Raw genomic sequence first — 12,485 nt, forward strand, 5'->3', positions numbered from 1 at the left:
ATTAATAATTTATAACTCTGCAATTATACATTATTGGGCCAATTTTAGCAATCTTTTCCTATCATTCAACACTTCTGCATTTATAATGGTTTGGATAAACCACAACAGGACGAATTACCAAAAATATTTATTAAACTTGTAAATTTTAGCCCATTCACAAAATATCCAGTCCATAAGCTATATGTACGTAGGGTTGCAAGAAAAACTGAATTTAGGGAAGAAGTCTGGGATTTAGTACAAGTTCTAGCTGACAAGCGGTTAGTAACAACTAACCGCAACGCAGACGGTGAAGATACGGTAGAAATCATACATGAAGCACTCTTTAGAGAATGGACACTCTTGCATGGCTGGATAAATAATGATCACGATTTTCTCACTTGGCTGTATCCATTGCGGATAAATATAGCACAGTGGAATAAAGGTGAAGCATCATTATTGCGAGACCAACCTCTGATTACTGCTGAAGATTGGTTACAACAGCGCCCAGAAGATTTGACAAATGAGCGAGAATATATTCAACAAAGTTTGGATTTCCAACAGAGAGAGAAAGATCAAAAAAAGCATGATGAACTAGAAAAATTAAAAGTTCAATCTAAATTAGAGACTGAACAGGAAAACTCTCAGATATTGGCATCAGCTAATCAGAAATTGACTGATGCCAACCAAGAAGCCGAACATAAAATTCGCTATGGCAATGTTTATTTAGCAGTGAGTATAGTTGTCGGTGTTCTATTTTTAGGATCAGCAGCTATATCTTTCCAAAAACAGCAAGAAGCTCAAAAAGGTACACAACTAGAACAGCAAAGTAATAGCATCATCAGACAATTTCCTGATAACCAAATACAAGGTTTACTCTCGGCAATACAAGCAGGAGAAGAGTTGAAAGAACAAGTAAAAGACAATCGTCCGCTTGAAAAGTATCCCACAATTAGACCAATATCAGTTTTACGAGAAATCCTAGATAATATTCACGAAAAAAATACATTTAATACGAATCAAGAAATCGTGACAAGTCTTAGCTTCAGTCCCGACAGCAAGTACATCGCTACCGCAGGAAAAGATGGGACACTCCGGCTTTGGAATTTATCAGGAAAAGAAATTATTAAACCAATAAAAGCACATGACGGTACGATTAATGGTGTAAATAGTGTCAGCTTTAGCTCTGATGGTAAAACGATTGCTACATCTGGTGAGGATGGTAAAATCAAAATTTGGGACTTATTCGGCAACTTAAAAATTACTTTGCTAGAGAAAGAGGGCGGAGTTAAAAGTGTCAGTTTTAGTCCCGATAATAAAAAACTAGCCACAGCAGGCGATTATGGGATTGCTCGTATCTGGGACTTATCCACTAAAAGTTCGGTTCAATTAGAAGGATACAAAGTAATAAAAATTAATAGTATAACTTTTAGTCCTGATGGGAAGAAAATTGCTACGGCTGGAGATGATGGCACGGTCAGATTCTCGGACTTATCAGGAAAACCAGTAGGTTCCATAATAACACCACATAATGGGAAACCAGTTTATCGTGTCAGTTTCAGTCCAAATAGACAACTTTTAGCTACAGCAGGGGAAGACAATGTAGCACGTATTTGGAACTTATCTGGAAAACAACAAAAAAAGCTAGAAGGGCATCAGGGTTTAGTGAGTTTTGTCAGTTTTAGTCCTGATGGCAAGCGTCTAGTTACAACTTCAGAAGATGGAACAGTTAGAGTATGGGACTTCTTGTCTGGACAGGAAATCTATCAGTTTAAAGGGCATGGGCGCAAGGTTTTAAGTGCTAGTTTTAGTCCAGACGGTCAGTATCTAGCCTCTGCGGGAAAAGATGGTAAAACTAGAATTTGGAATTTATCAGATCAACAAAAGACTCAAACGACTCAATTTAAAGGTCATCAAAGCGATGTCAATACTCTGAGTATAAGTCGAGATGGAACGCGAATGGCTTCTGGAGACAATAATGGTTTTGTTAGATTGTGGGACTTGTCTACTAACAAGCAAATAGGTAAAGAATTTAAAGCTAATAATAGAGGTCGTGTTTTGAGTCTAACGTTTAGTCCAGATAGCAAGTTTTTGATTTCAGGTGGAGAAGATGGAATCGCTAAAATTTGGGATTTATCGGGACAGTTAATCAGACAATTGAAAGAAAAGCAAGGCAATTCTTTTATTTCTAGTCTTAGTTTCAGTTCAGATGGAAAGTATATTGCTACAACAGGAGCAAATCAAACGGCTAAAATTTGGAGTTGGGATGGTGAAAAAATTGCAAAAAAAATTGCAACGTTAGAAGGTCATAAAAATTTAGTGTATCAAGTTAGCTTTCATCCCAAACAAGAGATTATAGCTACTGGTGCATGGGACGGTACTATTGGACTGTGGAAGTTGTCTGATAATAAAGTGAACAAAATTAAAATATGGCCGGGACATCAAGGAAAGATTCGGAGTTTGAGTTTTAGTTCTGATGGAAAATACCTGGCTACAGCAGATGATAATAGTGAACTTAAAGTTTGGGATTTATCAGGTCAAGAAAAAATTAAATTATTTACTTATCAAAGGGAAATTCAAGCTGTAGCTTTTAGCTCTGATGGCAAGTATATTGCGACAGGAGGAAAGGATGGAACGGTTAAACTTTGGGACTGGCTGGGACGGCAAGTTTTTGAGTTTAAAATCGAAAAAATCGAAAAAATCGAAAAAGGTGTTTGGGATATCAGTTTTAGCTCTGATGGACGCTCAATCGTTGCTGGTGGCGATAGCGGTCAGTTGCAGTCATGGCCGGTTAAGGATCTAGATCAATTGTTGGCTGAAGGCTGTGACTGGCTTAAAGGATATCTTGAAAATTCTGGACAAGCAAAAGATAGATTGGAAGTCTGCCGTAATAAAGATAGCAATCCTAAATGAATTATCAACATCTTGTAGGTTGGCTTGAACGAATTGAAACCCAAAGCTTGCCGAAACAAGAATGTTGGGTTTCTTTCCTTAAGTCAACCTACTATTGCGGTGCCCACTGCGGATCGTTGCTAAGGTCATTGCTCAACGTTATATTACGTGGCTCATCTGGATAGAGATACGAGAGAGACTCAACAATTTTTGTGGCTTCTGCAAGACTTAGAGTATCGGAATGTAAATGATAATTCCACGCAGAACTATCACCATCTGATGGACTATTTTCTGATGTATTATTAGGTAATGGTGGACGAACACTTATAATAACGTCTATAGAAGACTTATCAGAAGTTTTATCAAATTCTTTGTATCCAATAATCACTTCACCAAAAGCAGGTGAATTAACTGCTTTAAGTTTTGGGGCATAAGGAGGTCCCCCTGCACCAGGGCCTTCTGCGTAAGCAGTGATTGTAAAACTATTATTACTCGCATTCTTATAAGAAATTTGATACTTTACGTCATAGCCGTATGGATCTTTAGGAGGAACTTCAGGTTTAAAGCTATGAAGTTTAAATCCTGGGGGAAGATAAGTTGGTAAAACTGCATCAACTTTGTGTAGTTTACCCAGACTGTCTTTGAATACAATATTTTTCAACTGTTCTACTTGCTGTGGTATTAGTTGTGAAGCTTTAGCTACAGCATCTTTTGTCGGCTGAGGTTTCCGCTTAGTAGCCGTGATTATAGCTTCTCCTACTTCAACACCATCCAACTTAGGAACTAGAACTTGTTGAAATTGATATGCGCGTTCCTGACTAGAAAATTGCGCTACTAGGATAAATGTCCCTTCTTTGTCTATCCTAGTTTTGTTGTAATCAGCATCTCCACAAAATTTAGATTGTACAGTTTCTACATCAACATTCATACTGTTGTAAAAAGGCATCCAAACAGGATAAGTCTTGAAATTATCTGCTTTGGCGTCCTTGGGTAGTTTATCGCTACAACTTGCTTGCGGGAACGAAATGCTGTCAAAAGGATTCGTGGGTTGACTGGTTTTCGTCTCTGGCAATCGATCGACTTTTTGCAGTTGTGGTGTTGACTGTTCTTGAGAGTTAGTCTGCGTTCGATCGCAGGCCACTAAAAATCCAATCAGGAGTCCAATTATCAATGTATTTAGTTTCATATTGTTTTTTAGATCGGGTTAAGGATTCAGGTATTGGAGCGATTCAACGATTTTAATTGCTTCTGTAATATTAACAGTTTCGGTAGAAAAATAGTATTCACGATTTGTGTTTTTGTTGTATAAAATGCCAGTAGCACATACTAGATGTGATTGATTTATGTCATTATCAAAATATGTATATGCAACAATGATTTTTCCTAATTTTTTTGAATTTACTTCAATCTCCTTGTATCCTAAAGGCTCATCACCACAAAAACAACAAGCACTGGCAATTTCAAACCTAGAATCGCTTGAATTACTATATTCAATACGATAGTAACTATTATTTGAATCTTTCCAAGCGTATAATTTTTTAACTTTAAATCCAGGGGGAATATAAGTTGGAACAATAGCTTTAAGTTTTAAGTATTCCATCTTTAATTTATCCTTTAACACTAAGTCGGTTTTTTCTAAAGATACCAACTTCTCGACTTCTTGAGTAGTTAGTTTTGCCGCTTTTCCGATCGCATATGGTGAATTATCATTACCAACTACATCGTCAGCTTTTTTGTCTTGACTTTGTTGCTCACCTGTGGGTTGTGCGGCTTTAGCGTCATTTTTAGGAGATTTTTGTATTGGTTTAACACCTATGATGGTAGCCTCACCTACCTCTACACTGCTATTCCCTAACTTACGTGCCAGAAATTCCTTAAATTGATTAACACGTTTTTCGTCAGTGAAAGATGCGACTTGTATAACGTATTTGCCCTTATCTTTTGTAGTTATTTTTAAAGCATCTCCACAATAATTAGCCTTAATAGTTTTTAAATTGCTGTCGCTGTAATCGACGAACACTGGATATAACTTAATTGTATCTGTTTTCTTATCAGTTGGCATTCGATCGCCACAACCTGCTTTAGGAAATGAATCGCTATCAAAAGGATTCGATGAATTTGTGGGTGTGGGTGTTGGTTCAGGTGCTACCGGAGTGGGTGTCGCTGTGGGTGTTGGTTCAGATACTACCGGAGTGGGTGTCGCTGTGGGTGTTGGTTCAGATACTACCGGCTTGCTAGTCGGGTTAGCCGCGGCACTTGGTGATACTGTTGGTGCAACAGTCGTAGTAGTGTCGTTACAGGCAACTAACAGCGCGATCAGTAATCCAGGGATTGCCAAATTTAGTTTCATGTTTAAGATTTATTTGTATGTTTAGCATCAATTGCAACTGTCAGGCAGAGTCATCAGGATGTTTTACACAGATAAATCTCACTAAATAAGTCGGCTTCTCAGCCCGATCGCAAAATTTCTACTTCTGCCAGTCTTGACAAAAAACTTTTTTGTGTGTACAGATATTTACCTAAGTTTTGTATAATCGATCGATAAGCTCGATCTATTCAATTTCAGGACTTCGCATAGAGCCCAGAAACCGGGTTTTTTCCGAAATAATCGTCACAACCCGCAGATTCGGTTAAAAACCCGGTTTCTTCGATCGAAGCGCGTCCAGGACTGACAATGCAACCGAAAACGATAGGACTTGATATTTCTGATTCATGGCGAACTGTCTAACTTGTCAAACAGTTGATTAAAGAAATCTTCGGCTTTTTTCCCTTCGCCTCGCGAGCTTTGTTCCAACCCCAGTTTAATTCCCTTTAAAGTTTCCAATAACTCAAACGCATCTAAAAGCTTCTGATAGGATTCAGCATCCTGAACAACTAACTCAGCTTTCCCGTTGACAGTTAGAACCACAGGATGTTTGGTTTGCTTGATCCGCTGCACAAACTCAGTGGTATTGCGTTTAAAATCCGTGAGAGAATGTATGTCTTTTGAAAGGTTTATCATAAATAACATTAAATTAGATGCTAATTTAATGTTAAACTATACCTTCGGAGTTTGTCAATCTAATTTTGAAAGTAAAAAAGACTGTGACACGATAGAATAGATAATAGCCATCGCGAGGCCGCACAATATGTTCAACAACACCATTACCATTCCCCAAACCTTCAAAGTAACTCACGAACAGTTCCAGCAAATTGCTGCCGTCAACCGTGAGTTAAGACTAGAGAGAACAGCTACAGGAGAATTAATTGTTATGCCCCCCACAGGAAGCGATACAGGCAAACGCAACCAAGATGTGTCAGGACAACTCTGGCAGTGGAATCGCCAAACCAAGCTAGGAGTAGTATTTGACTCTTCTACAGGTTTTCAACTGCCCAATGGTGCCGATCGCTCTCCTGATGCTTCCTGGGTTAAATTAGAACGGTGGCAAACTCTCACACCCAAACAACAACAAGGTTTCGCTCCCCTTTGTCCAGACTTTGTTGTAGAATTGCGCTCTAAATCTGACAACATGGAACCACTGCGAGAAAAAATGCGAGAATACATCGCAAATGGCGCGCGTTTGGGGTGGTTAATCGATCGCAAAAATAAGAAAGTCGAGATATACAGGCAAAATCGGGATGTGGAAATATTAGATAATCCCACAACTTTGTCCGGGGAAGATGTATTGCCGGGATTTGTCTTAGATTTAACAGATGTTTGGTAGTGACACCGAAAGATTCACCAACAGCAATATAATAAATTAGAGCAGTACGTCAATCCCCAATCTCAAATCCCATGCCCCTAACGCTTTACAACAGCTTGACCCGTCGCGAATCACCTTTTGATCCCCTCGAACCAGGAAAGGTGCGGATGTACTGCTGCGGCGTTACGGTATACGATTACTGCCACGTCGGCCACGCCCGCGCTTACATTGTTTGGGACATGGTGCGCCGCTATCTGATGTGGCGAGGATACGATGTGCGCTATGTGCAGAATTTTACAGATATTGACGACAAAATTCTCGATCGCGCCCGCGAAACCAATTCCACAATGGAAGCCGTGGCGGAACGCTTCATCAAGGAATATTTCGTAGATATGGACAAGCTAAATATTCTCAGGGCCGATGAATATCCCCGCGCCACCCATACAATCGACGGCATTAAACGGCTGATTCACGAATTAGAAAATAAAGGTTATGCCTATGCTTCCGGCGGCGACGTTTACTACAAGGTGAGGCAGTTTGCCGATTACGGAAAACTTTCTGGCCGCAAGTTGGAAGAAATGCAAGCCGGGGCGAGCGGTAGATTGGAAACCGCAGAAATAGAAGCTCAAAAAAAGCAAGATTCCTCGGATTTTGCCCTGTGGAAAAGCGCTAAACCCGGAGAACCTGCTTGGGATTCATCTTGGGGAAAAGGTCGCCCCGGATGGCACATCGAATGTTCGGCGATGGTGCGCGATTGCTTGGGCGAAACTATTGACATTCACTGCGGCGGTTCCGATTTAACTTTTCCCCACCACGAAAACGAAATTGCTCAATCTGAAGCCGCGACGGGCAAGTCCCTGGCTAATTATTGGATGCACAATGCTTTTGTGACTGTCAATGGCAAAAAGATGTCGAAATCTTTGCACAATTTTATTACAATTCGCGATTTATTGGATGGGAATTGGTCGGGTGATTTGGAATCTAACCCCCCCCAGCGGGGGAGTAAGAATGAAGGAAGCGAGAAGTCAAAAGCGGTGGAACCGATGGCGGTGAGGCTGTTTGTGTTGATGGCGCAGTACCGCAGTCAAATTGATTTTACCGAAGAGGCGATCGCTAATGCTCGAAATGGCTGGAATACCATCAATGAAGGTTTGCTGTTTGGCCTCCGATATGGTTCTCAACTGAGTTGGGACGTTGAGAAAACTCGACAGGATGGCAAAGCTGTGCAGGAATTTCAATCAGCGATGGACAATGATTTCAATACTCCCGGCGCTGTGACGGTTTTGTTTGAATTGGCTAAGGAATTGGCCAAAGAAGGTAATGTTTTAGTGCATCAGGGAAAAACAGAAACTTCGCCGGAATTGTTGCAGCAAAAATGGGTGACTTTGGTGACTTTGGCGGGGGTTTTGGGTTTAGAAGTTCAGCCGGAAGGTGACAGCAATGATGCTGTTGATGGTTTGAGTGATGGGGAGATTGAGGTGATGATTCAGCAGCGGAAAGATGCCCGGAAAGCTAGGGATTTTGCTGAGGGCGATCGCATTCGCAATGAACTTAAGGATAAGGGAATTACTCTGATAGATCAAAAAGATGGTACAACAATTTGGCATCGGGGTTGAAACTAAATTCATAGTCTGCGGAGGCAGACTTTGTTTGACAAGAAGCGGTTTCAACCGCCGAATTCTAAATACGCTCTAATGTCTTCCTCCGTCAACTCTGGAAAGTCGTCCATAATCTGTGCATGAGACATTCCCGCAGCCAGCCAACCCAACACATCATAAACGGTAATTCGCATTCGCCTGATGCAAGGCTTTCCACTGCGTTTACCTGCTTCAATCGTAATGATGTTGTCGCCCATGACAAAACCGAGTTTAGTACATTTTTTTTTAGTGTAGCCTAGTCTTTGAATAAGCGATACAATTTACTCAAGTTCGCAATTTGTTCAACCTTAGAGCTAATAGCCTAACTCTATGAATACCCTCGACCAAGTGCTAGAAACTGCTTTACAACTGTCCTACGAACAGCAGGAAATGCTGATAAAAATCCTGCAAAACCGTCACCGCGAGAGTGTCCGCGCGGAAATAGCTGCTGATGCTCAACAAACCTTAGCTGATTTCCGTACAGGCAAATTTCGACAGCAGTCAGCCGAGGATGTTATTTCAACATTACGCCAGTCTTTGGACGAGCCGGAAGCATGAGACAACTGGTTCTGACTCCCAAATTCAAACGAGCATTTCGCAAGTTTGTCGAACTGAGATGTTGCACCATTATCAATAAGCTTTTTAGGAACAGGCAAGATGCCTGTTCCACAAGAAAATCTACTGTTTGTGGAACAGGCATCTTGCCTGTTCTTGAGAATGGTGCAAGATGTGAGTCAAACGAAATCCTGAGATCCAGCAACGTATTGAAGAATCTCTTCAACAAATGGAAGCAGATGTATTTTTTCCAAACCTAGGTACCCACAAACTAGGCGGCAAACTCGACGGTCTTCAGTCCTGCTCTTGCGGCTATGATTGTCGTATCGTTTTCTCGATTGAAGAAGATACGGAAACAAATAGTGAAGTCATTGTTTTACTCGATATTGGGACACATGATGAGGTCTATTAACTGTGTCAGTTATTATTAGACGACCACTTCATAAAGAAATTGAATTTTTATTTAACTTGTTCACAAACTCCGCAACAGCCGCGACAAATTCTGCGGTGGATTCATAGGGCAAAACATTGCGCCCCGGCATTAATAAACCTTCCGCATTGGGAAAGTTAGCCAAATATTGCGCTAATCTTTCATCGGGTTTCTCTTCCTTACCCGCTTGACTGATGCTTGAGGCTTTTTCTCCCATCACAATGAGTGCAGGTCGATCGAACTTTTGAATCGTACCGCTATAATCCTGGCGCCAAAACCCCGCTAAAAACGAGAAAACCGCGTGACGGCTGTCAGGATTTGCCGCCCCAGCCTGCAAAGCATCCAACCATTCGCTGTCAACTTTTGCCGCATCGCCAAACAGTTGTTTCACAGAAAAAGAACGCAAAAATTCAGCGCGTCTGGCGTAGCGGTAAAAAGCGTTTCCCAAGGGAGAATTTAACAAATTCCAGACAATCCTTTGCTGTCTTTCTGTCGAATGTTTGTTCATTACCGCCCAAGCGGGAGGCCCGGCGAGGACTAAGCCGCGAATTAAATTTGAGCCGCTTTCCTGCTGCATTTTTGCTAAAGCCAAGCCTACAGAGAGTAAAGCACCTTGTACGAGGACGATCGCAGGTTTTTTGACTACAGTTTCCAAGAAATACTGCAACTGTGCCGCCCAATCGTCAGGATAGCAAGCCACAGCCGGCATTTCGCAATCGCCGCAGCCCAAAAGGTCGGGATTATAAATCGGATTACTGTTCCCTGCTTTGTACCAACTCTCACAAAATCTATGCCAAAAGATTCTTGACAAACCAACTCCTATCGGATGAATTAATAACAAAGGGATGCTATCTTCTGTCGCAGTAGTTGGTTGATAAACATCATAAGCACAACGGTAATTTTGCCATTCGTAAAACAGCGTTGGTGATTTTATAGAAGAAATGGTTGACAAATCTTTATTTGAAGGTGGTGATTGCATATTAATCTTTTAATTTTTTACTTGTTTGTTTACTTATGATGCTACGACAATGTGAGTTTTAGCTTGAACATTTGGTGGCGAGTGGGCAATCCTAATCTCTACGTTGCTGCCGAGTGCGTTGAGAAAACGAAATAGGCGTTCCGTAGAGAAATCTAATAATTTACCGCGCATCAATGCTGAGAGTGTAGGTTGATCGATTCCTAATAGCTTGGCTGCTTGGTTCTGGGTTAGTTGGCGTTCCGAAATTAATTCACTAATCTGATGAGCTAGTTCTGCCTTAATCAGTAATTCCTCTGGATTGGGTAGCCCTAAATCAGCAAAAACATTTCCACTACTGGAATGCACTTTTATTTCTTCAGTCATTTTGTTCCTCCAATTCTTGCTGTTCTAAATATTTTTTGTAGTGTTCTTTGGCACGCTTAAGCCGAGATTCAATCAAATCTATATCTTGCTTGGGGGTAGCAATTCCCTGCTTTGATTTTTTTTGAAAAGAATGAAGAACATAGACTATTCCTTCAAATTTTACGGTATATATCGCTCGGTAAGTGTCGCCATCAAAATTCTCAACAATTTCTAGAACGCCAGCACCTTTAAATCCTTTAAGCGGTTTAGCATCAGGATGCTTTTTACCCAGTTGAGCGCGGTACAAAGCAAAACCCATAATTTGCTGAACATCTTCAGGAAAGTCGCGCAAGTCGTCACGGGAACTGCCGATCCATTCAACGGGTTTTAATAGCGACTTGATAATCTTAATTATATTATTTATATCATATCGTTTATCATAAAATAGAGAGTGACACGATCGACAACAATATCATTACTCAATTTTGTCAGAATAATCATGTCAGAACAGCGGATTACCATTTCTTTACCTAACTTGCTGCTAATTGTAGCATCGTCCTTGCTGCTAGTGCTGCTGTGGCAATTGCGGAGCCTGCTAGTAATTCTGATGATATCAGTTGTGCTGGCTGCTTCGATCGTCCCGATCGTGAATTGGGCCCAAACGATGCGGGTTCCCCGCTGGCTGGCGGTGATTATGGTTTATTTAACTCTCATCGGCGGATTTAGCGGGACGGTAGTGTTAATCGGGCCCACGGTCATCGAACAAATAGAGTTACTGCTGCGGCAGTTACCAGTTTATGTCGAAAGTTTGCGAACTGTGGCAACTAATGTATTGAGTCGCTTGAGCGACGATGCCCCAACCTTGGTGGGTCTGGTGGACACTCAATCGCTGACTAATTGGCTGATTCGATCGAGTCAACAACTGGTTTTGCGATCGTACAGTTTAACTAGAGGCATTCTAGGCGGTTTTTTCAGCTTAGTTTTAGCATTATTTATTTCAGGTTACATGGTTGCGGACAGCGACACATTAATTAAAAGTTTGGTGCAGTTTTTCCCGAAACCGTGGGACGGAAGATTAGCCGCACAAGTGGCGCCAATTGGTCAAAGAATGGGAAGCTATATTCGTGGGCGAGTGTTAGTTTCGGGCATTTTAGGGATATTTATTACCACAGGTTTAAGCATTTTGGGAATGCCGGAATTTGCTTTAGGCTTGGGTGCGATCGCAGGTGTGACAAACCTGATTCCCTTCATCGGGCCAGTATTGGGAGCAGTACCAGCATTAATCGTAGCATTAGCTAAAGGTGGCTGGGTACTTTTGTGGGTATTACTGTTATTTGTAATCATCCAGAATCTAGAAACTTACGTCCTCGATCCTTTGCTGGTTGGTTCATCGGTTGGGGTGCATCCTTTATATCAATTGCTGTCTGTCTTGGGAGGCGTTCAAGTATTAGGAATTATTGGAGCCGTCATTGTGCCACCTTGGTTTGCGGGAGTAGCAGCTTTGATTGAGAACTTGTATTTAAAACCGAAACTTAGGAGTGAGCATCGAGAGGCAATAGATCGGGCTAAAAATAATTCTGACTTGCCACCTCTTACACCTTCGGCGTGACAGCAGGGGAGAAAAGGAGAAGGGGAGTAGGGAATTGAAACATACAATTTATATCGTTTCTGCTGGCATCGGAATAATAATTTTCGGAGTTCAGCGCTTACGTGACCGATCGCGGGGACACTCGTACTTGGGTATAATTCCGTAGTTGCCAGGTTTGATCTTAAATTCAAAACAGCAATTTTAACATCCCAGAAGCCGTTCGATATCAAATCCGTTCGCATCGGAATTATTCATCTCTCTCTTCTCTTCCTCTGCGTCCTCTGTGCCCTCTGCGGTTAAATCATTCCGGTTCAACCGGATGTGATATGACTCCAATTATTCGATCGCTACCATTGACACTTCAACAGTATCTACAAGTCTGCCGACTAATGACTGATGACTA

The 12,485-nt window shown here is 41.4% G+C and carries 13 protein-coding genes; 6 read left to right on the forward strand and 7 right to left on the reverse strand.

The window, feature by feature from the left end:
• Positions 1-90: 90 nt before the first annotated feature.
• A complete protein-coding gene (locus QUA00_RS25690; RefSeq protein WP_333411627.1) occupies positions 91-2,889 on the forward strand; it encodes a WD40 domain-containing protein in 2,799 nt (932 codons plus the stop codon).
• 91 nt (positions 2,890-2,980) lie between these two features.
• Here QUA00_RS25690 and QUA00_RS25695 read toward each other — a convergent pair whose 3' ends face one another.
• The 3 genes from QUA00_RS25695 to QUA00_RS25705 form a co-directional block, all read right to left on the reverse strand.
• Positions 2,981-4,054, reverse strand: coding sequence for a hypothetical protein (locus QUA00_RS25695; protein ID WP_333411628.1), 1,074 nt, complete (start codon positions 4,052-4,054; stop codon positions 2,981-2,983).
• Between the two features lie 18 nt (positions 4,055-4,072).
• Entirely contained in the window at positions 4,073-5,218 is a 1,146-nt protein-coding gene (locus tag QUA00_RS25700) for a hypothetical protein (RefSeq protein ID WP_333411629.1), read from the reverse strand.
• 360 nt (positions 5,219-5,578) lie between these two features.
• Complete coding sequence (locus QUA00_RS25705) at positions 5,579-5,869, reverse strand: type II toxin-antitoxin system Phd/YefM family antitoxin (protein WP_333411630.1); 291 nt, start codon at positions 5,867-5,869, stop codon at positions 5,579-5,581.
• 127 nt (positions 5,870-5,996) lie between these two features.
• Between QUA00_RS25705 and QUA00_RS25710 the strand changes: the two genes are divergently transcribed.
• Together QUA00_RS25710 and cysS are read left to right on the forward strand one after the other, a co-directional pair.
• Positions 5,997-6,572, forward strand: a complete 576-nt coding sequence (locus tag QUA00_RS25710; protein ID WP_333411631.1) for a Uma2 family endonuclease — start codon at positions 5,997-5,999, stop codon at positions 6,570-6,572.
• Positions 6,573-6,643: 71 nt separating this feature from the next.
• Entirely contained in the window at positions 6,644-8,167 is a 1,524-nt protein-coding gene (gene cysS / locus QUA00_RS25715; RefSeq protein ID WP_333411632.1) for a cysteine--tRNA ligase, read from the forward strand.
• Between the two features lie 50 nt (positions 8,168-8,217).
• Here the strand turns inward: cysS and QUA00_RS25720 are convergent, their stop codons facing one another.
• Positions 8,218-8,406 carry a DUF433 domain-containing protein gene (locus QUA00_RS25720; protein WP_333411633.1) on the reverse strand — a complete coding sequence of 63 codons (189 nt, stop codon included), beginning with the start codon at positions 8,404-8,406 and terminating at the stop codon, positions 8,218-8,220.
• A 112-nt stretch (positions 8,407-8,518) separates the two neighbouring features.
• Between QUA00_RS25720 and QUA00_RS25725 the strand changes: the two genes are divergently transcribed.
• Complete coding sequence (locus QUA00_RS25725; protein WP_333142957.1) at positions 8,519-8,746, forward strand: hypothetical protein; 228 nt, start codon at positions 8,519-8,521, stop codon at positions 8,744-8,746.
• Positions 8,747-8,972: 226 nt separating this feature from the next.
• A complete protein-coding gene (locus QUA00_RS25730; RefSeq protein WP_333142958.1) occupies positions 8,973-9,155 on the forward strand; it encodes a plasmid stabilization protein in 183 nt (60 codons plus the stop codon).
• Between the two features lie 28 nt (positions 9,156-9,183).
• Here the strand turns inward: QUA00_RS25730 and QUA00_RS25735 are convergent, their stop codons facing one another.
• Genes QUA00_RS25735 through QUA00_RS25745 form a run of 3 tightly spaced genes read right to left on the reverse strand, consistent with a single transcriptional unit; the run spans position 9,184 to position 10,846 of the window.
• Positions 9,184-10,152: an alpha/beta hydrolase gene (locus tag QUA00_RS25735; RefSeq protein ID WP_333411634.1), complete on the reverse strand. Its 969-nt coding sequence runs from the start codon at positions 10,150-10,152 to the stop codon at positions 9,184-9,186.
• Between the two features lie 33 nt (positions 10,153-10,185).
• Positions 10,186-10,515: a helix-turn-helix transcriptional regulator gene (locus QUA00_RS25740; protein WP_333142960.1), complete on the reverse strand. Its 330-nt coding sequence runs from the start codon at positions 10,513-10,515 to the stop codon at positions 10,186-10,188.
• Positions 10,508-10,846: a type II toxin-antitoxin system RelE/ParE family toxin gene (locus QUA00_RS25745; protein ID WP_445305444.1), complete on the reverse strand. Its 339-nt coding sequence runs from the start codon at positions 10,844-10,846 to the stop codon at positions 10,508-10,510. Before QUA00_RS25745 ends, QUA00_RS25740 begins: the two co-directional genes overlap by 8 nt.
• A 147-nt stretch (positions 10,847-10,993) precedes the next feature.
• Here QUA00_RS25745 and QUA00_RS25750 point away from each other — a divergent pair, with 147 nt between their 5' ends.
• Complete coding sequence (locus tag QUA00_RS25750; protein WP_333142962.1) at positions 10,994-12,103, forward strand: AI-2E family transporter; 1,110 nt, start codon at positions 10,994-10,996, stop codon at positions 12,101-12,103.
• Positions 12,104-12,485: the final 382 nt, after the last annotated feature.

It is taken from the genome of Microcoleus sp. T2B6, assembly GCF_036700475.1.
Lineage (GTDB): Bacteria > Cyanobacteriota > Cyanobacteriia > Cyanobacteriales > Microcoleaceae > Microcoleus.